The sequence below is a fragment of the Leifsonia sp. P73 genome (genome assembly GCF_051059105.1).
Taxonomy (GTDB): Bacteria; Actinomycetota; Actinomycetes; order Actinomycetales; family Microbacteriaceae; genus Leifsonia.
Window position 1 is genome coordinate 2,052,667 of record NZ_CP194931.1, and the last position, 20,871, is coordinate 2,073,537.

Genomic DNA, 20,871 nt, shown 5'->3' on the forward strand with positions numbered 1-20,871 from the left:
CTCCTACCCCGCGCCGACCGCGGTCACCGTGCGGCCGTGCAGCGGCTGGACCGGGCGGTGGTTCGCCGGGTGGGCGCCGGTCAGTGCGTCGAGTTGCGCCTTCGAGAGCGTGGTGGGCGTGAGGAAGACGTTCCAGCTGACTCCCTCGGTGCAGGGCGGGGTGGTCAGCGAGCCGGTGTAGCGGGCGCTCGCGCCGGAGGCGGGAAGCAGCGCAGCCGGGTCGATGACGGATGGCCCGGCGTTCGCAGCCCCGGAGCTGTCGTGCAGGTCGCCGAGCGCAGCGTTGCTCTCCCCTCCGTCAGGAGGACGCCGAGCACCGCGACCTCCCCGCCGGGCGCCCGGTGCACCAGGTGCAGCTCCGCGTCGGCGTGCACCCCGTCCACGGTGTGCTCGCTCGCGGCGTGGAAATGGAACTGCTTCAGCTGATAGATCCTGCCGCCGAGTTCGATCGAGCCCGCCTCCGCGTCCCGGGGAACGGCCTCGATCGCATGTCCGTTGTCCTCGACTTCGAACGGGGTGGGACCGTAGTGCACCCCGACCGGCGCGGCCGAGCCGTCGGGCTCCAGCTCGGCGGTCACGATGTCGACAGGCGACTGCCGGGCGGCGGCCCAGTCGGCGCAGGCGGGAGCGACCCCCGCCCAGTGCCCCGGGCCGTCCGCCCCGCTGTACGACCACGAGGTGAGGGTCGGGGTCGGCGTGCTCGTCCCCGCGGGAGCCGAGCAGCCGGCCGTTCCGAAGGCGACCAGGGCTGCGACGACGAACGCGGCGGGGCGGCGGGGTGGAGCTGGAGTCACCCGGGAAACGTTACATCATAAATTTGTGTCGGGGCGCCTACTCCTGGCGCCCCGGGTCGCCGAACGCGATCAGGCGCTCGTACTCCGAGTCCGGACCCGGCTCGCAGCCGTCGCTCGTCGCGTCCGCGCCGTCGTCGGTGTCCGCGACGGTCGCCGCGCGCTCCTCCGGACGCTCCAGGAGGTTCTTGCCCAGGTGGTGCGCGTCCGGCAGCTCGATCGGGTACACGCCGGTGAAGCACGCGGTGCAGAGGCGCTCGCGCGGCTGCTCGGTCGCGGCGATCATGCCGTCCTCCGACAGGTAGCCGAGCGAGTCCGCGCCGATCGACTGGCGGACCTCGTCCACGCCGAGGCCGGTCGCGATGAGCTCGGCACGGGAGGCGAAGTCGATGCCGTAGAAGCACGGCCAGGTGATGGGCGGGCTGGAGATGCGTACGTGCACCTCGGCCGCGCCGGCCTCCCGCAGCATCGAGACGAGCGCGCGCTGCGTGTTGCCGCGCACGATCGAGTCGTCGACCACCACGAGTCGCTTGCCCTTGATGACCTCCTTCAGCGGGTTCAGCTTGAGCTTGATGCCGCGCTGGCGGATGGTCTGCGACGGCTGGATGAAGGTGCGGCCGACGTAGGAGTTCTTGACCAGGCCCTGCCCGAACGGGATGCCGGACGCCTGCGCGTAGCCGATCGCCGCCGGGGTGCCGGACTCGGGCGTCGGGATGACCAGGTCGGCCTCCACCTCGTGCTCGCGGGCGAGCTGGCGGCCCATCTCGACGCGGGCCTCGTAGACGCCGCGGCCGGCGATGGTGGTGTCGGGGCGGGCGAGGTAGACGTACTCGAAGACGCAGCCGGCGCGCTTCTCGGCGGCGAACCGCTGGGTGCGGAGGCCGTTCTCGTCGATCACGATCAGCTCGCCCGGCTCCACCTCGCGCACGAAGCTGGCGCCGACGATGTCGAGCGCCGCAGTCTCGGAGGCCACCACCCAGCCGCGCTCCAGGCGGCCGAGCACCAGCGGGCGGACGCCCTGCGGGTCGCGCGCGGCGTACAGGGTGTGCTCGTCCATGAAGACCAGGCAGTAGGCGCCGCGCAGCCGGGGCAGGACCTCCAGGGCCGTTGCCTCCAGCGTGTGGTCGAGGTCGCCGGTGAGCAGCGCGGTGACCACCGCGGTGTCGGTCGTGTTGCCGCGGGACAGCTCGCCGTCGAGCTGCGGGTAGCGGTCGTGCACGAGCTGCATGAGCTCGGCGGTGTTGGTCAGGTTGCCGTTGTGGCCGAGCGCGACGGTTCCGCTGGAGGTGCGGCCGAGGGTGGGCTGCGCGTTCTGCCAGCTGGAGGCGCCGGTAGTGGAGTAGCGCGTGTGGCCGACGGCGATGTGGCCGGTCAGCGAGTTGAGCGCGTTCTCGTTGAAGACCTGGGAGACCAGACCCATGTCTTTGTAGATGAGGATCTTGCTGCCGTCGCTCGTCGCGATGCCCGCGGACTCCTGCCCGCGGTGCTGCAGGGCGTAGAGGCCGAAGTAGCTGAGCTTGGCGACCTCCTCGCCGGGCGCCCACACTCCGAAGACACCGCAGGCGTCCTGCGGCCCCTTCTCACCGGGCAGAAGATCATGACTCAGGCGACCGTCGCCTCCGGCCACAGCGGGCCCCTTTCGTCAGGGTGTCGGGATGTTCAGCTGTCGACGGACGGGCGGGAGCCGTTGCTCTGCGCGTCGTCCGGTCGTGGACCCGGCTCCGCGCCGCGCTCGGTGTCGAGCTCGGCGCCGGCGTCGGGAAGGCGCACGTCGATTCTATCCGCCTGGACGGTGCGCGCCCGGCGGGTGACCGCGCGGTCGATCAGGAGAGCGACCAGCGCGCCGACGGCGACGCCGATCGTCGCGCAGATCGCCAGCAGGAAGCCGAAGACCTGGCCGCGGTCGTAGGTGGGGTTCGCGGGGAACGCGAAGGTGAGGATGAGCGCGATGATGCCGAAGACGACGGCGCCGGTGAGCATGAAGCGGAAGTAGCGCGGCGAGCGGTGGACGCGCACCTCGGCCTCGGTGACGGTGGCGTCGACCTCCGGGTCGGGGGCGGGCTGCCCTGGTTCGGCGGCGGCGGCGTGCGCCTCTTCGGGCACGGCGGACTCCTCCGGGTTCGAGCTCATGCCTCCATTGTCGCGCACCGTAACTGAGCGGATGCCCACTGCGACGCGGGCTTCGGGCGCTGTCAGAAGCGGAGAGGAAGGAGGCCCTCCAGGCTCGCCCGCTGGCCGGACGCGTGCACGGAGCCGGACGCGATCCCGGCGTCCCAGGTGAGGCTCCCGGAGGCCAGCGCCAGCCAGGTCGCGGCGTCGGTCTCGATCACGTTCGGCGGGGTGCCGCGGGTGTGCCGCGGGCCGGGGATGCACTGCACGGCGCCGAACGGCGGCACCCGCACCTCCACGGTGTTGCCCGGCGCCCGCTCGGCCAGGAGCTGGAGGAGGTAGCGCACGGCCGTCGCGGTCGTGTTCCGGTCGGCGCCCTCCGCCAGCGCGCCGCGGACCGCCGCGCCGCCGACCTCGTCGCTGATCTTCGCTCTCGCCATGCCCCCCATCCTCGCACCCGCCCCCCGACCATCGTTTCCGGAGTTGTGTACGCGACACGCCGCGCCCCAGCGTGCACAACTCCGGAATCGACGGCGGGTCAGCCGCGCCCTCTAGCATGGGTCGGGTGAAGATTCTGGTTCTGGGTTCCGGTGCCCGCGAGCACGCCATCATCACTGCGCTCCTGGCCGAGGAGGCCGGGCATGCGATCATCGCGGCCCCCGGCAACGCCGGAATCGCCGCCGACGTCCCCGTCGAGACCGGCCTCGACCCGCTGGATGGAGCGGCCGTCGCCGAGTACGCGATCGAGAACGGCATCGAGCTCGTCGTGATCGGCCCGGAGGCCCCCTGGTCGCCGGCGTCGCCGACCCGCTGCGCACGCGCGGCATCCCGGTGTTCGGCCCCGGCCGTGCAGCCGCGCAGCTGGAGGGCTCCAAGACCTTCGCGAAGCGGATCATGGAGGAGGCCGGCGTCCCGACCGGCCGGGCCGCCCGGGCGAGCACCCTCGCCGAGGCCGAGCGCGCGCTGGACGAGTTCGGCGCACCCTACGTCGTGAAGGCGGACGGACTGGCCGCGGGCAAGGGCGTCATCGTCACCTCCGACCGCGCCGCGGCCGTCGAGCACGCCCGCCACTACCTCGGTCAGGGCGGCGTGCTGATCGAGGAGTTCCTCGACGGCGAGGAGGTGTCGCTGTTCCTGGTCAGCGACGGCCACACCGTCCTCCCGCTCAGCCCGGCGCAGGACTACAAGCGCCTCCTCGACGGCGACGCCGGCCCGAACACCGGCGGGATGGGCGCCTACTCGCCTCTGCCCTGGCTGCCGGAGAACTTCGTGGACGAGGTCATCGACACGATCGCCCTCCCGACCGTCCGGCAGCTCGCGGCCGAGCAGACGCCGTTCATCGGCCTCCTCTACTGCGGGCTGATCGTGACGTCGAAGGGCATCCGCGTGATCGAGTTCAACGCGCGCTTCGGCGACCCGGAGACGCAGGTCGTGCTGCCACGGCTGGTGACGCCGCTGTCGTCGCTGCTGTACGCGGCGGCGACGGGCGAGCTGTCCGGGATGCCGCGGCCGGAGTTCGCGCTCGACACCGCCGTCACCGTGGTGCTCGCGAGCGAGGGGTATCCGGAGGCGCCGCAGACCGGGCGGCCGATCTCGGGGCTGGACGAGGCGGCGAAGGTCCCGGAGGTCACCATCGCGCACGCCGCGACCGCCCTGGATGACGCGACCGGCGCGCTGCTCGCGACCGGGGGCCGTGTGCTCTCGGTCGTCGCGCGCGGCACGACCTTTGACGAGGCGCGCGAGCGCGCGTACGACGCGGTCGCGCGCATCCACCTGCCCGGCGCGCAGTACCGCACCGACATCGCCGCCCGCGTCGCGCACTCCTGACGCAGCCGGGCCTCCATCCCTTCCGGAGTTGTGTACGCAACACGCCGTTTAGAGGCGTACACAACTCCGGAATTGTTGGATGCGGAGTGGCTACGCGAGGAGGCGGGTCAGGAAGGGGTTCGTGAAGCGGGACTCGGGGTCGAGGGAGGCGGCTAGGGCGCGGAAGGCGTCCAGGCGCGGGTAGAGCGCGGGGACGACGCCGTCGACGTCGAGGTACAGCTTGCCCCAGTGCGGGCGGGCGCCGAGGGGCAGCAGCGCGGCCTCCAGCGCCGGGAGCACGGCCTCCACGCCGGCCTGGTCGCGGAACCACGTGAAGTGCAGGCCGACCACGTCCGTGCCGTAGGCGCTCGACAACCACAGGTCGTCGGCCGCAACCGTGCGGATCTCGCTGATCTGCAGCAGCGGCGCGATCAACGGAGCGAGCTCGCGCACCGCCTGGATGGCCTCCACCGCCCGCGCCCGCGGCACCAGGTACTCGGACTGGATCTCCTCGCCGTTGGACGGCGTGAACTCGAACCGGAAGTGCGCGAGGCGCTCGCTCCACGGGCCGACCACTCCGAGCTGCTCCGTCGTGTTGCGGACGTCCATCGCCGCGATCATGTGCCGCGCCTCCGTGAGAGCGGGCGCGCCGAAGAAGTCGTCGCCGATCGTCGTCTCCGCGCCGTCCAGCTCCTTCAGCCAGGCGAGCGAGACGGTCTCCTCGTCCCAGGTCGTGAAGAGGGAGACGCTGTACGCCGCCGACGTGACCTCGTCGAGCCGCGAGGTCACGGCCTCCCACGGGACGTCGCCGAACAGGCGCTGACGGGCGTCGAAGGTCGGCCGGATGTCGAGCACGACCTCCGTCACCACCCCGAGGGCGCCGAGCGAGACCGCCGCGCCCTCGAAGCCGGCGTCGCCGCGCGCGAACTCCACGAGCTCGCCCGAACCGGTGAGGATGCGCAGCGCGGCGACCGCGGTCGACAGGTTCCCGTTGCGGTCGCCCGAGCCGTGCGTCGCCGTCGCGATCGCGCCGGCGACGGAGATGTGCGGCAGCGACGCGAGGTTGTGCAGCGCCCAGCCCGCCGCCTGGAGCTCGCGGGCGAGGTCGCCGTAGCGCACGCCTCCGCCCACGGTCACCGTGCGCGCCTCCGCGTCGATGCGGATGTCCGCCGGGAGGCCCGCCGTGCTGACCAGCACGCCGTCGGTGTCGGCCAGGTCGTTGAACGAGTGCCGGCTGCCGAGCGCCCGCACCGAGGTCGCGCCCGTCACGACCTCCCGCAGCTCCTCGACGCTGGTCGGGCGCGCGATCCGCTGCGCGCGGTACTCGTGGTTTCCTGCCCAGTTCTTCTCCACCAGGGTCCCTTCTCGACGTCGACGGCGGTGTCCGCAGGGTCCCAGTCTAGGGATGTGACCGTGCACATCTCGCGCCTGCGCGCGGCCGGAAATCGGTCATTGCCGGGCTGAGTACGGCTGTGTATCGTCTGCCGTGAAAGCGGGACCGGCCCGCTGACGGAGGCGTGAGATGGCTGAATTCGAGTACGGCCCGGCGGAGTTCATCGTCGCCCAGTTCGACAACGACAGACCGTCGCCCGGGGTGGTCCAGGCCATCCTCGACCTGGTGGAGAGCGGCACGGTCCGGCTGCTCGACCTCCTGTTCGTGATGCGTCACGCCGACGGCGGGATCGAGATCGTGGAGCTGGAGGAGATCGGCGACGAGATCGGCATGGCCGACATCACCCTGGACGCCGGCGGCCTCGCGGGGGCGGAGGACGTGGACTCGATCGCCGAGCTGATCGAGCCGGGCACGACCGGCGCGATCCTGGTCATCGAGCACCTCTGGGCGAAGGACCTCGCCAGCAAGTTCTTCCAGGCGGGCGGTCTGGTGGTCCACAGCGAGCGCATCCCGGCGCCGGTCGTCAACGCGGTCGTGGCCGGGGAGTTCGAGGACTACGCGGAGTCCGACGCCGATGTCGAGACGGTCGAGAGCTGAGGAGTGGGGACATGCCTTTGGGACGAATGGGACGCCCGGGACTGATCGGGATGGCGGCCCGCACGGCCGTCGTGGCCGGGACGGCGACCGCCGTGTCGGGCAACGTGCAGCGGCGGCAGGCGCAGCGCCAGCAGGACAAGTACGAGCAGCAGGCGTACGAGCAGGAGCAGCAGCAGGCGCAGATGCAGCAGGCGGCGCAGCAGGCGGCGGCGCAGCAGCAGGCCGCGGCGGCGCCTCCCGCTGACGACATGATGGCGAAGATCCAGCAGCTCGCCACCCTGCACTCGCAGGGGATCCTGTCGGACGAGGAGTTCGCCGCCGCGAAAGCGAAGCTCCTGGCCTGACGCGCACACCGGCCCCGTCGAGGGGCACGTAAACGCCCCTAAGACGCCGTTTTAGGGGCGTTTACGTACCCCTCGGCTCAGTGGGTGGTCGGCTCAGCGGCGGAAGCCGGGGTGGCCGTCGGGCGGGACGGTGGAGGCGGCGGCGAGCTTCGCGAGCAGCGCGGCGAGCGCGACCTGCTCGTCGTCGTCCAGCGGGGACAGCACATCACCCTGGTGCGCCTCGGCGACCTCCCGCAGCCGCGCGAGCATCCGCTCACCGTCCGGCGCGAGGGTGAGCACGTTGTTGCGGCGGTCGCCCTCGCTGCGCTCGCGGACGACGAACCCCTTCGCCTCGAGCTCGTCGACCAGCGCGACCAGCCGGCTCGGGACCGTCCCGAGCTGCTCCGCGAGCTCGCGCTGGCTGAGCCCCTGGCGCCGCCCGAGCACGCGGATCGCGCCGGCCTCCCGTGGCGTCAGGCCCAGGGCGGCGACACGCTCGGCGAAACGGTCCGCGGCATCCGCGCCGAGCTGGGCGAGCAGGAACGCCGTGCGCGGCGGTGCGCCGCGGCGGGCGCGCTGTGGGAGGGATGTCACAGAATCCAGAATAGCGCTTGCGCGTAACGATTACACAGTGTAATCATTTCAATTATGAACGATATCCAACCGACTCCCCGTCGTCGCCGACCGGACGGCCCGCCCCTGGGCATCCTCGCGGTCATCCACGCCGGCCTGTTCCTGCTCGCGCTGATCGTCGGGTTCGCGCTGTCCGGCGCGGGGGCGTTCCTCTCGCCGTTCGCCGGCGCGGACGCGGTCGCCGCGCACGCCCACGCTGATTGGGCGGCCATCCGCGTCGCCGCGATGCTGCAGTTCGGCTCCGCTGTGCCCCTCGGCATCTACGCCGCCACCGCGTTCGTCCGCCTGCAACGTCTCGGGGTGCGCGTCCCGGGCCCGGCGATCGGCTTCACGGGCGGCCTCACCGCGTCGATCCTGCTGATTGTGTCGGCGTTCGGCACCTACCTGCTGAGCCGCCCCGAGCTGACGTCGGACCCGCGCCTGGCGCTCACGTTCTCGTTCCTGGCGTTCGTCTCCGGTGGCGTCGGCTACGTCGTCGGCCTCGGCCTGCTGATCGCCGGGATGGCGGTGCCCGGTGTCATCCTCGGGCTGTTGCCGCGCTGGTTGGCGTGGGCGGGGCTGGTGGTGGCGGCGCTCTCGGAGCTGTCCTTCCTGTCCCTGGCCGTGGAGCCGCTGCAGTTCCTGATCCCGATCGGGCGCTTCGCGGGGATCGCGTGGCTGATCGCGGCCGGGTTCCTACTGCCGTCGGACCGGCGCGAGGTGCGGGATCGGGCGGGGACGCGCGAGGAGGTGCGGCCGTGAGTGAGGTGCCTCGCGTCGCGTTCGTCCTCGGCGCGAACGGAGCCATCGGCAACGCGATCTGCCGGGCGCTCGGCGCAGACGGCCTCCTCATCGCCCCGGCCGCACGTGACGCCGACGCACTGCGCACCCTCCAGGACGAGCTCGTCGCGTCCGGCATCGCCTGCCCGGAGACCTTCCCGCTCGACGCCACCGACGACGACGCGCTGGAGGCCGCCATCGCCGCGGCGGCCGGGCTCGGCGACGGGCTCTCGGTCGCCGTGAACAACGTGGGCCGCGGCCACATGCCCACCCCGCTCGCGGACATGCCCGCGGACGTGTTCGACCAGATCATCGCGGTGAACTTCCGCACGGTGGCTGTCGCGATGCGCGCCGAGGTGCTGGCGCTGCGGGCCTCCGCCGGACCGCGCGCCATCGTGAACATCACGTCCACAGCCGGGACCCGCGGCGCCCCCGGGATGTCGGCGTACGCGGCGGCGAAGCACGCGGTGATCGGCTTGACCCTGACGACGGCGCTGGACGAGGCGCGGTCGGGCATCCGGGTGAACGCGGTCGCGCCGGGCCCGATCATGTCCGGCGGCAACCTCCGGCTGGACGACGCGACGCGCGAGCGGATCGGCGGGTACGTGCCGGTGGGGCGGATGGGTACGCCGGAGGAGGTCGCCGCGGCCGTCGCGTGGTTGGCGTCGCCTGCGGCCTCGTATGTGACGGGCGACGTGCTCGCGGTCGACGGCGGTCGCACGATCTGACGCCGGCGCGACCCCTACGATGGACGGGTGAGCGAACTGGCAGGCTGGAAGCACATCTACTCCGGGAAGGTCCGCGACCTCTACGTCCCCGAGGGGGCCGACGGGCTGGACGACACGGCCGCCGTCCTCGTCGTGGCATCCGACCGGGTGAGCGCGTTCGACCACGTTCTCGAGCCCGGCATCCCGGGCAAGGGTGAACTGCTTACGACGCTGAGCCTGTGGTGGTTCGACCGTCTGGCGAGCGTCCCGAACCACCTCATCCCGGATCACGCGCTGGAGGGAGACCGCGTCGTCGAGCGGATCCCGGCCGAGGTCGCGGGCCGCGCGATGCTCGTGAAGCCGCTGGACATGTTCCCGATCGAGTGCGTCGTCCGGGGCTACCTGACCGGCAGCGGCTGGGCCGAGTACCAGGCGACGCAGAGCGTCTGCGGCGTCCCGCTCCCGGCCGGGCTCACGGACGGCGACCGGCTGCCGGAGCCGATCTACACCCCGGCGTGGAAGGCCCCGCTCGGCGCACACGACGAGAACATCAGCTTCGAGCGCACGGTCGAGCTGGTCGGCCCGGAGGTCGCCGACGAGCTCCGCCGGCTGTCGCTGGAGGTGTACGCGCGCGGCGCGGCCATCGCCGAGGAGCACGGCGTCATCATCGCGGACACGAAGTTCGAGTTCGGCGCCGACCGCGCCACCGGAGAGATCACGCTCGCGGACGAGGTGCTGACCAGCGACTCCAGCCGCTACTGGGACGCCACCGTGTTCGCCACGGCCGCGACCCCGTCCGCGCGGATGGCGAGCTTCGACAAGCAGATCGTCCGCGATTGGCTCGCCGCCAACTGGGACAAGCAGGGCACGCCGCCCGAGCTCCCCGCCGAGGTGGTGGAGCGCACTGCCGCGCGATACCGGGAGCTGCTGGAGCGGTTGACCGGGAGGTAGGGGCCTCCCGCTAACGCGACCTTCGCGCGCCGCTCGCCGGCACCGCCGGCCCGGCGCGCGGCTCCGCCACCGCCTCGCGCGCGTCGAGCCGCCCGCCGATCGCCCTCAGCGCGGCGAGGATGGTCGCCACGTCGACCAGTTCCTGGATGAGCGCGCCTGCCGTCGCCGGGATGAAGCCGAACGCCGCGATCAGCATCAGCACGACCGACACCGCGATCCCGAGCCAGATGCTCTGGAGGGCGATCCGGACGGTGTCCGTGCCGATCCGCACGGCGCGGGCGACGCCGTGGATGTCGTCCACGAGGATCACCGCGTCGGCCGACTCGCTCGCCGCGGTCGCGCCTTTGGCGCCCATCGCGATCCCGACGTCCGCCGCGGCGAGCACGGGGGCGTCGTTGACGCCGTCGCCGACCATGATCACGGGCCGCTCGGCGACGCCTGCGACCTCGGCGACCTTGTCGGCCGGCAGACACTCCGCGCGGACCCGGGTGATGCCGAGTTCCCCGGCGATGTGCTCGGCGGTCTCGCGGGCGTCGCCGGTGAGCATCATCGTGTTCATGACACCGAGCGCTGACAGCTCGCGGAGCGTGGCCGCCGCGTTCGACCGGAGCCGGTCGCTCGCGAGCAGCGTGCCCGCGAACCGGCCGCCGATCGCGACGTAGACCGCCAGCTCGCCCGGCGCGATCGGGGTGCGCACCGCGTCGGGCGCGTGCGCGGCGACGAACGCGAACTTGCCGACCACGACCTCCCTGCCGTCGATGTCAGCCATGACGCCGTTGGTCGCGGCCTCCTGTGCGGAGGCGGCCTCGCGCAGCTCCAGACCGCGCTCCCGGGCCGCCGTGATGAACGACGCCGCGAGCACATGGGACGAGTACTGCTCGGCGCTGGCCACCGCGGCTAGCAACTCGTCCGCGCCGAACGGCGGCTGCGGGCGCACGTCGCTGAGGGCCGGGGCGCCGTAGGTGAGTGTGCCCGTCTTGTCGAACACAGCGGTGCGCGCCCGCGCCAGCTGCTCCAGCACACCGCCGGATTTGACGATGATGCTGTTGCGCGCGCCCCGGCTCATCCCGCCGATGAACGCGACGGGGGCCGCGATGAGCAGCGGGCACGGCGTCGCCAGCACGAGCACTTCGGCGAATCTCACCGGGTCGCCACTCAGCCACCAGGCGATCGCGCCGAGCGCCAGCGAGAACACGGTGAACGGCACCGCGTAGCGGTCGGCGAGCCGGACCACGGGCGCCTTGCTCTCCGCCGCCTGCGCGACCAGCGCGACGATCTGCTGGTACTGCGAGGACGCGGCGGTGGAGGTCGCCCGCAGCTCGACGGCCTCCTGCCCGTTCACGGACCCGCTCAGCACCTCGTCGCCCGTCGTCTTCTCGACCGGGATGCTCTCCCCGGTGATCGAGGCCTGGTCGAACGCCGCCCGCGCGGAGAGGAGGATGCCGTCGACCGGGACGATCTCGGACGGCCGGACGAGCAGGGCATCCCCCACCTCCACCTGGTCGACCGGCACCTCCTGATAGCCGCCGTCGACCACGAGATGCGCCAGCTGCGGCGCGCGGGTGAGCAGGGCGTCGAGCTCGCGTTTCGCCCGGCGGTTGGCGTAGTCCTCGAGCGCGTCGCCGCCGGTCAGCATGAGCACGACGATCAGGGCGGCCACGAACTCGCCGACCAGCACCGTGGCGACGATCGCCGTGATGGCCAGGATGTCGAGACCGAACCGGCCGTGCGCCATCGCGCGGACCATCCCGACCGCCTGCCACACGGCGACGGCGAGCGCGTAGACGCTGAACAGCCACTGCACCAGCCAACCGGCGCCCGCGAGCGCGAGGATGACGCCGACCACCCCGATGCCCAGCGTCATGGTCACGACCCAGTACCGGCGGGCCAGCCGCGCAATCCGTCTCATCACACCTCCCGGAACCATCCTTGGGCAGCGGGTCGCCTCGCAGAAGACCTGACCTGGATCCGTGGAGAACTCGCCAGGGAGGCGGGGCTGTGGAGGAGAAGTGCATTCCCCCACGCGCATGAGCGCGGCGGTAGCGTCGCGACATGGAAACCACCGGCACCGACGCTCTCCTGCTCCCCACCGCCGACGTCGCGGACGCCGCCGTGCGCCTCGGAATCCCCGTCGCCGCGGCCCCGGTCGCGCTCCTCGCGCTGCTCCCGGGCCGACCTTTCCACGGCCCCGCCGTACCCGTCACGCACCTCGGCAGCGTCGACGTGCTCCTGGAGACCATCGACGACGCTCCTCCCGGTGCGGTCCTCGTCGTCGACAACGGCGGCCGGCGCGACGAGGCCTGCGTCGGCGACCTGATGCTGCTGGAGGCGCGGGAGGCCGGCCTCAGCGGCGCGGTGATCTGGGGCCTGCACCGTGACACCGCACAACTGCGGGAGATCGGCCTGCCGCTGTTCAGCCTGGGCGCGAACCCGTTCGGCCCGCGCCGGATTCCGCCCGCGGGTATCGCGATGCGCAGCGCGATGCTCGACGGGGTCGCGGTCACGCCGGGCGACTGGATCGTGGCCGACGACGACGGCGTCCTGGTGGTCGGCGGCGACCGGCGGAACGAGCTCTTCGCCGAGGCGCGGCGCATCCAGACGGTGGAGGGCGCGCAGTCCGACCGGATGCGGGCCGGGACCTCGCTGCGCGCCCAGCTCGACTTCGCGCGCTACCGCGAGCTCCAGAGGTCCGACCCGTCGCTCACCCTCCGCCGCTACCTGGCCGAGACGGGCGGCGCGATCGAGACCTGAAATACGCGGAGCCCCTCGCGCGTTGCACTACGCATGCCCGAACCGCTTCCTGCCGACTCCGCGATGGGTGCGGTGACCCTCCGGGTCGCCGACCTCGACGCGATGACCGCCTACTACCGCGACGCCGTGACGCTCTCCGTGCTGGCCGCGGAGGGGGCCGCGTCATCCTCGGCCGCGGCGCGACGCCGTCGGTGATCCTGGAGCACGCGCCCGAGCTGAAGCACGCCTCCCCGGGTGAGGCCGGGCTGTTCCACACGGCGATCGTGTTCGACAGCCAGGAGGCCCTCGCCGCCGCGGTGTACTCGGTCGCGCGCCGCGCCCCCGGCACGTTCACCGGGAGCGCGGACCACCTGGTCTCGCAGGCCTTCTACTTCACGGACCCGGAGGGCAACGGCGTCGAGCTGTACTGGGACCGCGACCGCAGCCTGTGGAGCTGGACGCACGGGCAGGTGGAAATGGACACGCTCTACCTCGACCCGAACGCGTTCCTCCGCGAGCACCTCAGCGAACGCGGGTCGGCGCTGGCCGAGCTGCCGGCGCTGGACGGCTCGACCGCGGACGACCCGCGCTTCGGCGACGCGGTGGTCGGCCACGTGCACCTCTCGGTCGGGGACGTCACCTCGGCCCGCGCGTTCTACGTCGACCGGCTCGGGTTCGAGGCCACGGCCTCCCTCGGCTCGTCGGCGCTGTTCGTGTCGGCGGGCGGGTACCACCACCACATGGCGATGAACACGTGGAACAGCCGTGGCGCGGGCGTGCGGCGGCTGGCGCTCGGGCTCGGGGAGGTGCAGTTGCGCCTCCCGGGTGCGGATGATGTGGGGGCGCTGACCGAGCGGATGCGGCACTACAAGGTGCCGACTCGGGACGATGGGCGGTCGGTGGCCTTCGACGACCCGTGGGCGAACGTCGTGCGCGTGGTCGCGGAGGCGTAGGCAGCGGAGAAGATCGCGCGGCGCGCCGCCCGGATGCAGTGAAGGGAGGACTCCCGAGCCGGATCGGCTGGGGAGTCCTCCCTTCTTCACGCGGAGGTTCTCCGCGGGTGCGGCTACTCGGTCGCGGGGGCGGAGTGGATTCCGTGGTGCTCGTCGCTGTCGCGGCGCGTCTCCGCGACAGCCTCGGCGGCGTGCGCCCCGTGCTGCACCGCATCCACCGGTCCGGCCGCGGCGTGCGCGCCGTGAGCGGGTGCGGCGGACTCGGCGACGCCCACCGGCTGCTCGGCCGCACCGGCGGCGGCAGGCGCACCGGCGGCGGCAGCGGCCCCCGGCCCCCAGGCCGGCGGCTTCGGCTTCGCCCACCAGACGACGATGAGCGCGCCCAGGAAGGCGACGGCCGCGGGCAGGAGCAGCGCCTCCGACATCGCCTGGGTGAAGCCGGCGTGCAGGAAGCTCGGCAGCTCCGTCCCCGTGGTCGCGGTCGGCGCCGCGCCGCTCGGGGCCTTCGGGAGGTCGGCGGCGAGGCGGCCGGTGATGAGCGCGGAGATGGACGCGCTTCCGAGGACGGCGCCGATCTGGCGCGTCGTGTTGAACACGCCGGAGCCGGCTCCGGCCTGGTTCATCGGGAGGTTGCGGGTGGTGACGGCCGAGATCGGTCCCCAGACGCCCGACATCGCGATGCCCAGCAGCGCGCTCGGGATGAGCAGCCACCAGATGCTGACGTCGGGGGTCAGCATGCGCGAGTAGAGGAACAGCGCCAGCGAGAACAGCACCAGGCCGGGGGTCGCGATCAGCTTCGGGTTGATCCTGTCGATCAGCTTGCCCATCAGCGGGGCGAGCACGCCGGAGAACACGGCGGTCGGGGCGAGCATCAGCGCCGACTGGGTCGGGGTGAGGCCGCGCACGGTCTGGAAGTAGAACACCAGCGGGAGCGCCATACAGGTGACCGCGAATCCGACCGTCGTGATCGCGCCGTTCGACAGCGAGAAGTTGCGGTCGCGGAACAGCGGGAGCGGCAGCAGCGGCTCCTTCTTGTTGAGCGCCTGCCACACGACGAACGCGATCAGGACGACGATGCCCGCGATGATCAGGCCCCACACCGAGAACGGGCCGTCCCCGATGACACCCCAGTTGTACGTGCCGCCCTCCTGGATGCCGAACACCAGCAGGAACATGCCGACCGCCGAGAGCACGACGCCGAGGATGTCGAACGCGTGGGTGTGCGTCGGGAGCTTCGGGACGAGCCGCATCGCGAGGATGAAGGCCACGATGCCGACCGGGACGTTGATGAAGAAGATCCACTCCCAGCCGAGCCAGTCGACCAGCACGCCGCCGAGCAGCGGGCCGATCAGCGTGGCGACGCCCGCGACGGCGCCCCAGAGGCCCATCGCGGCGCCGCGGCGGTCCGGCGGGAAGATGCGCGTGATGACCGCCATCGTCTGCGGGGTCATCAGCGAGGCGCCGAGGCCCTGGACGACGCGGGCGGTGATCAGCATCCCGATGCCGCCGCCGGGCAGGACACCGGAGAATCCGCACCAGGCCGAGGCCAGGGTGAAGATGACGAGGCCGATCAGGTACATGTTCTTGGGGCCGAAGCGGTCGCCGAGGCGGCCGGTGATCAGCAGCGGGACGGCGTACGCGAGCAGGTAGGCGCTGGTGACCCAGATGACCGCGTTGTAGTCCGTACCGAGGTTGAGGCCCTTCATGATCGACGGGTTGGCGACCGACACGATGGTCGTGTCGATCAGGATCATGAAGAACCCGATGACGAGCGCCCAGAGGGCGGGCCACGGCTTCAGTTGGCGTTCCATGTGATTCTTTCTCTCAGTGCTTCTTCTCCTCGTCCCAGGAGATGGCTCCCGAGGCGAGGTCGTCGATGAGGGCTTCGAGGGCGGCGGCTTCGGCCTCCGCCGTCGTGCGCAGGTACCGCACGTCGAGCCAGTACTTCTCGGGCAGCCCCTTCGCGCGGACCCGGTGGATCCCGTCGTCGAGGAGGGCGATGTCGGCGCGCATGAGGCCGACGCGGTTGCGGAGGAGGTCGATCACGGTGTCGACCGGGAGGTTGTGCGCCTCCCCGAGGCCGAGCGGGAACTCGGGGAACTCGTTGACCGGGGTCGCGATGATGTCCGCGACGCGTTCGCCGAGCGCCTGGGTGCCCTCCTCCGTGATCTCGTAGGTGGTGCGCTCCGGGCGGTTGCCCTCGCGCTCGGTGCCGGTCGCGCGCACGAGCCCCTGCCGGGCCAGGCGGTCGACCGTGTGGTAGAGCGAGCCAGGCCGCACCTTGACGAGCCGGTCCTCCGAGCGCAGCACGAGCGTCTGATACATCTCGTACGGGTGCGTCGGCCCCTCGGCGAGCAGCGCGAGCGCTGCCACGGCGAGCGGGGTGAGGGTCGGGGAGTGCGGCATGGGTTCTCGGGCAGACGCTTTCGATGAATGGATGATCGGAAAGGATTATTCCATGTGGAATAGTACGCCAGGGGCATTTTCGGAGTCAAGCGCCCGTCGATCGGTCGTTGTCACGATCCGCTGCTTAGTCGCCGGACGGCAATGGTCCGATGCAACTAGGTGGACTAGCTACGCAGCGCCTGCGACTGGATATGGGCTCCACGTGGCGGCTAAAAAATATTCCGACAACTGGATAGCTAGATGATCTAGCTAGCGCTATGATCGTTCCACCCTCACACCCCGAGTGGAAGGAGACGACGATGGGCGCTCTGATCTACGACGGACAGTCGTTCGAGTTCGACGACCGCGCGCTCGCGCACCTGCAGGCCGTCATCACCATGAAGCTCCGCAGGCGGGAGCCGTTCCTGCTGTCCTGGACCCCGAGCGACGCCGATCCCATCGGTCGCCACGCGATCTGGATCGACAACGCCATCCCGCTCCGCTACGAGTTCCTCTCCCCCACCCCTGAGCGGCTCGACGAGCAGTGGCTGAACACGCTCGCCGACCAGTCCTCGCGCGCGAGCGGCCTGTTCTTCTCCGCGCAGCCGGCCGAACCCGTCGCGGTCTGACACGCCCGCAGAGCCGCAGGATTATCATCGACAGCATGGCGACGGGCAGACCCGATTCCACTTCACCCGCGTCCGGAGACCCGGGCGTGGATCGTCGGCGCGCGCTGAAGGTCCTCGAAGGCCTCCGGAGCTACCTGGTCGCCGAGTCGGCGATGCAGCGCCGCTCCGAGAAGAGCATGAACCTCACGGTCAACGACATCTCGGCGCTCCGCTACCTGCTGCGCGCCCGGGAGCGCGGCATCGCTGTCGGACCCAAGGAGCTCGGCGACTACCTCGGCATCCAGAGCTCGTCGGTCACCGTGCTGCTCGACCGGCTGGAGAAGGCCGGCCACATCCGGCGCGAGCCCAGCCCGTTCGACCGCCGGGCGCTGATCATCGTGCCCGCGGTGCCTGTCGACGAGCTCCACCGTGCGATCCTCGGCGACGTCCGGGAGGAGCTGGTCAACGTAGCCGCGTCGCTGGACGACGACGAGTCCCGCACGGTCATCCGGTTCCTCGACCGGCTCCGCGACGCGATCGACAGCATCGACGACGTGACGGCGCAGGAGCACAACCGGCCCGGTCGCTGAGGCGCGCGGGAGCGCTCAGAGCCGCAGCGCCCGGTTCAGCTCGATGAGCTGTTCCGCGAAGAGGGCCGCCCCGCCCTGAGCGGGATGCCGGATCGCCGGCGCCTCCAGCCCTGCCGTCGCGATCGCGCCCTGCGCCTTCCTGCCCACCGCCACGACCGTCTCGATCTCCAGCGCGCGGATCAGCTCCAGCGCGACCGGCGCTCCCGCGCGCACTTCGGCGGGCCGCGGCGTGCGGTTGCTGTGCGGCGTGCCCGCGACGAACGGGTGCAGCGGGTAGACCGGCCACGACAACGGGACCGGGCCGCGCCAGTCCTGCAGCGTCGCCCAGACGACCCGACTGGAGGCCTCCCACGGCGCCTGCGGATGCGCGGGCAGCTCCAGCCCGGGCACCACCCCGGCCTCGGCCTCCCGCACCGAGACGAACGGGACGCCGGTCACCGTCATCCCGCGCCAGCCCGGCGCCTCGCCCAGCAGCAGGACCGACGCGTGCGGCATCGCGAAGTACCGTCGCAGGTTGCGCTCGCGGCGCCGGCCCTCCGGATCGTCGCCGTACAGGGCCTCGGCGTCGTCCGGCTCGGGAAGCGCGCGCAGCAGCTCGAAGAAGCGGGCTAACGGGTCGGCGGCCATGCCCCTACGATGCCACGGCCGCGGAGGTCAGTGCTCGGCGCGCACCCGCGGCTTCGACATCCGGTCGATGGCGGCGAGCGCGACGGCCGAGGCGATGAACACGCAGTGGATGACCACCTGCCAGAACACCCCGAGCGACGTGTAACGCTCCCCGTCGATCGACCCGCCGTTGGACGCGCCGAGGTCGCCGACGGCGATGAACGTCTTCAGCAGGTGGATGGAGGAGATGCCGATGATCGCCATCGCCAGCTTCACCTTGAGCACGTTGGCGTTGACGTGCGACAGCCACTCCGGCTGGTCGGGATGACCCTGCACGTTGACCCGGGAGACGAACGTCTCGTAGCCGCCGATGATGACCATGATCAGGAGGTTGGCGATCATCACGACGTCGATCAGCCCGAGCACGGCGAGCATGACGTACGCCTCGTCCACGTGGCTCGGGTCGGAGATCACCTTCTCGGTGAGGTGCCAGAGCTCCACGACGAAGACGTAGACGTACACCGCCTGGGCGACGATGAGCCCGAGATAGAGCGGCGCCTGCAGCCAGCGGCTCGAGAAGATCAGGGCGCTGATGGCGCGGCTGGGCGCGCGGGGAGGCGGCGCTGCGGGCGCGTGCGGGGCGACAGGGGTCTCGATCACGGGGGTCCTCACGGTCGCGCGGCTCCCAGGATAGACGCCGGAGATGTGAGAACGCTCAGGGAATCAGCTCGGCCGCACCGCCACCCGCGGGTGCCCGGTCGCCGTCAGCGCGGCATCCACCTCGGCGAGCGGGAAGACGGCGTCGACCTGCTCGGCGAAGGGGTACGTCGTGCCCACCTCCGCCAGGAAGCGGACCGCCTGCTCCAGGTGCCGCGGCGCGTAGTTGTGGACGCCGCGGACGGTGAGGAGGCGCCGGACGAGCTGCTCCGGAACGAGCGGCAGTTCCGGGCCGTCCGAGAGCGAGCCGGCCAGGACCAGGACGCCGCCGACGTCGACCACCGGCAGCAGCGACCGCACGGCGGACGGGTTGCCGGAGAACTCCAGGGCGATCGTGGGCGCGGCCGCCCGGCCGCCGGCCTTGGCCAGGGCCGCGGGCAGGCCGGCACGGGAGTCCGGCGCGGCACGCGGGTCGGCGACGGCGGCGGCGCCGAACAGGAGAGCCGCCTCCCGGCGCTCGCGGATCGGATCGCTGACGGCGACCTTCGCACCGGCCTCCGTCGCCATCGCGGACGCGGTCAGGCCGAGCATCCCGGCGCCGGTGATCAGCACGAGCGCGCCGTCGAGGGGGACGATCGCGGAGGCGGCCTCCAGCGCAGCGGCGACGGTCGCCGTCGTGCAGGACGCGGGCGCGAGCACGGCGGCGGGGAGCTCGTCCGGCGCCGCGACGATCGAGGTGCCGTCGAGGAGGTGCGTGTGCGTCGCGAAGCCGCCCGACAGCTCCCAGCCGCGCCGCATGCGCTCGTGACCGTACTTCTGGAGGTCGACGCACCGCTGCGGGAGGCCGCGGCGGCAGCGCGCGCAGCGTCCGCACGGCACGGCGACGGACCACACGACGCGCTCGCCGAGCGCGACGCGACGCCCGTCGGTCGTCTTCGCGCCGCCGCGGCCGAACGCGACGACGCGGCCGACCTGCTCGTGACCGAGCACGAGCGGCGTCGGCGCGATGCGGTGACCCAGCGCCGTGTGGATGTCCGAGCCGCACACCGTCGCCAGCTCGACCTCCACGAGCACGTCGCCCGGCGCGAGCCGCACGCCGGGGACGGCCACGGCCTCGTGCCGGTGGCCGACGCCCTGCCAGACCATCGCGGTCGCCGACGGGTACACGCTCACCCCCATCCCCAGGCTCGCGGGCGGCGCGACGACGCGCGGGGTCACTGCCTTGATCGTCACCGCCCGGTCTGCCCCTCCGGCTGGTCGGCTGCACGCAGGGCGGCCTTCGGCGCGGCGGGGATCGTGGCGGCCGCGTCGAGGTCGTCCTCCGCGTCGTCCTCGTCCAGGTCGTCCTCGTCGTCGGCGTCCTCGTCACGGGTGCGCCGGTCGTCCGCCTCCTCGGCGTCGAGGTCGTCGTCGAAGTCCAGCTCGTCCAGGTCGTCGAACTCGTCGTCCAGCTCGTCAGCGCGCTCCAGCTCGTCCAGGCCGAGCAGCTCGGCCAGGTCGGCGACGCCGGCGATGACCGCGTCCGCGCCCGCGGCGGTGAGGGTCCTCTCGTCGTGGGCGCCGGTCAGCACTCCGACGACGAGGCCGGCGCCGGCGGCGAGGCCGGACGTGATGTCGCTCGCGGTGTCCCCCACGACGACCATGCCCTCGACGCTCGACGCCCCGGTGCGCAGCAGCGCCGTGAGAGGGAGGTCGGGGTACGGGCGTCCGCGGCGGGCGTCCGACGCGCTCAGGGTGAGGTCGGCGAGGTCGCGCCAGCCGAGGGCATCCAGCACGGTGTCCTGCGTCGCGCGGGAGAACCCGGTGGTGAGCACGACGGCGACGCCGAGCGACCGGAGGCGCCGGATGAGGGCCTCGGCACCCGGCACCGGGCGGAGGCCCTGGTCGGCGGCGAGCTCGGCGTAGGCGGACTCGAAGACGGCGTTGGCGTGCTCGGCCTGGTCCTCGTCGTCGGCGAGCGCGCGGAAGACGGCGATCTTCGGCTGGCCCATCGTGTCGTGCGCGAACCGCCGGGCGCGGCGCTGCTCGTCGTCGGTGACGGCGAGGCCGGCCGCGTCGACGGCGCGGAGGAACGCGTGCTCGACCAGGCCGTCGTCCACGACGGTGGTGCCGGCGAGGTCGAGCACGACGAGCTCGAGGTCAGCGAGGTCGTCCGGGTCGTCGGCGTCGGCGGCGACGACGGTGGCCGCGTCGACGTCGGTGTCGATGATGGCGGCGTCGTCGAACTCGCTCGTGATGAGGCCTTCAGGAGACATGGTCGGTGCCTTTCTGTG

General features: G+C 72.1%; 22 protein-coding genes and 2 pseudogenes. 10 read left to right on the forward strand and 14 right to left on the reverse strand.

Translation table 11 applies throughout. The annotated features are described in order from the left end of the window. Positions 1 to 3: 3 nt before the first annotated feature. From ACQ86L_RS10415 to ACQ86L_RS10435, 5 genes are all read right to left on the reverse strand, one after another. Positions 4 to 267 carry a carbonic anhydrase family protein gene (locus tag ACQ86L_RS10415; protein ID WP_434318877.1) on the reverse strand — a complete coding sequence of 88 codons (264 nt, stop codon included), beginning with the start codon at positions 265 to 267 and terminating at the stop codon, positions 4 to 6. Beyond that, positions 165 to 794, reverse strand: a complete 630-nt coding sequence (locus ACQ86L_RS10420) for a carbonic anhydrase family protein (protein WP_434318817.1) — start codon at positions 792 to 794, stop codon at positions 165 to 167. Before ACQ86L_RS10420 ends, ACQ86L_RS10415 begins: the two co-directional genes overlap by 103 nt. Before the next feature lie 37 nt (positions 795 to 831). Further along, the gene (gene purF / locus ACQ86L_RS10425; protein ID WP_434318818.1) at positions 832 to 2,418 is read right to left on the reverse strand and encodes an amidophosphoribosyltransferase; all 1,587 of its coding nucleotides are present in this window, start codon (positions 2,416 to 2,418) and stop codon (positions 832 to 834) included. 32 nt (positions 2,419 to 2,450) lie between these two features. Beyond that, entirely contained in the window at positions 2,451 to 2,921 is a 471-nt protein-coding gene (locus ACQ86L_RS10430) for a hypothetical protein (protein ID WP_434318819.1), read from the reverse strand. Positions 2,922 to 2,983: 62 nt separating this feature from the next. Further along, positions 2,984 to 3,340 (reverse strand): sterol carrier family protein, encoded by a 357-nt coding sequence (locus tag ACQ86L_RS10435; protein ID WP_434318820.1) that lies wholly within the window; start codon positions 3,338 to 3,340, stop codon positions 2,984 to 2,986. Positions 3,341 to 3,465: 125 nt separating this feature from the next. Here ACQ86L_RS10435 and purD point away from each other — a divergent pair. Further along, a pseudogene (purD, locus tag ACQ86L_RS10440) lies at positions 3,466 to 4,727 on the forward strand (phosphoribosylamine--glycine ligase). Between the two features lie 90 nt (positions 4,728 to 4,817). On the opposite strand, the gene ACQ86L_RS10445 reads toward purD, so the two are convergent. After that, a complete protein-coding gene (locus ACQ86L_RS10445; protein ID WP_434318878.1) occupies positions 4,818 to 6,062 on the reverse strand; it encodes an FAD-binding protein in 1,245 nt (414 codons plus the stop codon). A gap of 166 nt (positions 6,063 to 6,228) precedes the next feature. Between ACQ86L_RS10445 and ACQ86L_RS10450 the strand changes: the two genes are divergently transcribed. Then, positions 6,229 to 6,696: a DUF6325 family protein gene (locus ACQ86L_RS10450; protein ID WP_345833606.1), complete on the forward strand. Its 468-nt coding sequence runs from the start codon at positions 6,229 to 6,231 to the stop codon at positions 6,694 to 6,696. 11 nt (positions 6,697 to 6,707) lie between these two features. Beyond that, entirely contained in the window at positions 6,708 to 7,040 is a 333-nt protein-coding gene (locus tag ACQ86L_RS10455; RefSeq protein ID WP_434318821.1) for an SHOCT domain-containing protein, read from the forward strand. 93 nt (positions 7,041 to 7,133) lie between these two features. Here the strand turns inward: ACQ86L_RS10455 and ACQ86L_RS10460 are convergent, their stop codons facing one another. Then, entirely contained in the window at positions 7,134 to 7,613 is a 480-nt protein-coding gene (locus ACQ86L_RS10460) for a MarR family winged helix-turn-helix transcriptional regulator (protein WP_434318822.1), read from the reverse strand. 54 nt (positions 7,614 to 7,667) lie between these two features. Here ACQ86L_RS10460 and ACQ86L_RS10465 point away from each other — a divergent pair, with 54 nt between their 5' ends. The 3 genes from ACQ86L_RS10465 to ACQ86L_RS10475 are packed head-to-tail and all read left to right on the forward strand — an operon-like array spanning position 7,668 to position 10,069. After that, a complete protein-coding gene (locus ACQ86L_RS10465; RefSeq protein WP_434318823.1) occupies positions 7,668 to 8,393 on the forward strand; it encodes a hypothetical protein in 726 nt (241 codons plus the stop codon). Further along, positions 8,390 to 9,139: an SDR family NAD(P)-dependent oxidoreductase gene (locus tag ACQ86L_RS10470; protein ID WP_434318824.1), complete on the forward strand. Its 750-nt coding sequence runs from the start codon at positions 8,390 to 8,392 to the stop codon at positions 9,137 to 9,139. The genes ACQ86L_RS10465 and ACQ86L_RS10470 overlap by 4 nt, the downstream gene beginning before the upstream one ends. A gap of 27 nt (positions 9,140 to 9,166) precedes the next feature. Continuing rightward, positions 9,167 to 10,069, forward strand: a complete 903-nt coding sequence (locus ACQ86L_RS10475) for a phosphoribosylaminoimidazolesuccinocarboxamide synthase (protein WP_434318825.1) — start codon at positions 9,167 to 9,169, stop codon at positions 10,067 to 10,069. Positions 10,070 to 10,079: 10 nt separating this feature from the next. Here the strand turns inward: ACQ86L_RS10475 and ACQ86L_RS10480 are convergent, their stop codons facing one another. Then, on the reverse strand, positions 10,080 to 11,978 hold the full coding sequence (locus tag ACQ86L_RS10480; RefSeq protein WP_434318826.1) for a heavy metal translocating P-type ATPase: 1,899 nt from the start codon (positions 11,976 to 11,978) through the stop codon (positions 10,080 to 10,082). A gap of 143 nt (positions 11,979 to 12,121) precedes the next feature. On the opposite strand from ACQ86L_RS10480, the gene ACQ86L_RS10485 reads away from it, so the two are divergent. Both ACQ86L_RS10485 and ACQ86L_RS10490 read left to right on the forward strand, forming a co-directional pair. Further along, positions 12,122 to 12,820 carry an RraA family protein gene (locus ACQ86L_RS10485; protein ID WP_434318827.1) on the forward strand — a complete coding sequence of 233 codons (699 nt, stop codon included), beginning with the start codon at positions 12,122 to 12,124 and terminating at the stop codon, positions 12,818 to 12,820. Positions 12,821 to 12,853: 33 nt separating this feature from the next. Beyond that, positions 12,854 to 13,752 (forward strand): annotated as a pseudogene (locus ACQ86L_RS10490) (VOC family protein). A gap of 113 nt (positions 13,753 to 13,865) precedes the next feature. Here the strand turns inward: ACQ86L_RS10490 and ACQ86L_RS10495 are convergent. Together ACQ86L_RS10495 and ACQ86L_RS10500 are read right to left on the reverse strand one after the other, a co-directional pair. Continuing rightward, positions 13,866 to 15,563, reverse strand: coding sequence for a DHA2 family efflux MFS transporter permease subunit (locus ACQ86L_RS10495; protein ID WP_434318828.1), 1,698 nt, complete (start codon positions 15,561 to 15,563; stop codon positions 13,866 to 13,868). 13 nt (positions 15,564 to 15,576) lie between these two features. Beyond that, a complete protein-coding gene (locus tag ACQ86L_RS10500) occupies positions 15,577 to 16,158 on the reverse strand; it encodes a PadR family transcriptional regulator (protein ID WP_434318829.1) in 582 nt (193 codons plus the stop codon). A gap of 299 nt (positions 16,159 to 16,457) precedes the next feature. Here ACQ86L_RS10500 and ACQ86L_RS10505 point away from each other — a divergent pair, with 299 nt between their 5' ends. Both ACQ86L_RS10505 and ACQ86L_RS10510 read left to right on the forward strand, forming a co-directional pair. Next, on the forward strand, positions 16,458 to 16,766 hold the full coding sequence (locus ACQ86L_RS10505) for a hypothetical protein (RefSeq protein WP_434318830.1): 309 nt from the start codon (positions 16,458 to 16,460) through the stop codon (positions 16,764 to 16,766). 35 nt (positions 16,767 to 16,801) lie between these two features. Beyond that, the gene (locus ACQ86L_RS10510; protein ID WP_434318831.1) at positions 16,802 to 17,335 is read left to right on the forward strand and encodes a MarR family winged helix-turn-helix transcriptional regulator; all 534 of its coding nucleotides are present in this window, start codon (positions 16,802 to 16,804) and stop codon (positions 17,333 to 17,335) included. A gap of 15 nt (positions 17,336 to 17,350) precedes the next feature. Here ACQ86L_RS10510 and ACQ86L_RS10515 read toward each other — a convergent pair whose 3' ends face one another. The 4 genes from ACQ86L_RS10515 to ACQ86L_RS10530 form a co-directional block, all read right to left on the reverse strand. Continuing rightward, on the reverse strand, positions 17,351 to 17,962 hold the full coding sequence (locus tag ACQ86L_RS10515; RefSeq protein ID WP_434318832.1) for a uracil-DNA glycosylase: 612 nt from the start codon (positions 17,960 to 17,962) through the stop codon (positions 17,351 to 17,353). 27 nt (positions 17,963 to 17,989) lie between these two features. After that, positions 17,990 to 18,601 (reverse strand): TIGR00645 family protein, encoded by a 612-nt coding sequence (locus ACQ86L_RS10520; RefSeq protein ID WP_434318833.1) that lies wholly within the window; start codon positions 18,599 to 18,601, stop codon positions 17,990 to 17,992. Between the two features lie 63 nt (positions 18,602 to 18,664). Further along, positions 18,665 to 19,831, reverse strand: a complete 1,167-nt coding sequence (locus tag ACQ86L_RS10525) for an alcohol dehydrogenase catalytic domain-containing protein (RefSeq protein ID WP_434318834.1) — start codon at positions 19,829 to 19,831, stop codon at positions 18,665 to 18,667. After that, positions 19,828 to 20,853, reverse strand: a complete 1,026-nt coding sequence (locus ACQ86L_RS10530; protein ID WP_434318835.1) for a phosphonatase-like hydrolase — start codon at positions 20,851 to 20,853, stop codon at positions 19,828 to 19,830. Before ACQ86L_RS10530 ends, ACQ86L_RS10525 begins: the two co-directional genes overlap by 4 nt. Positions 20,854 to 20,871: the final 18 nt, after the last annotated feature.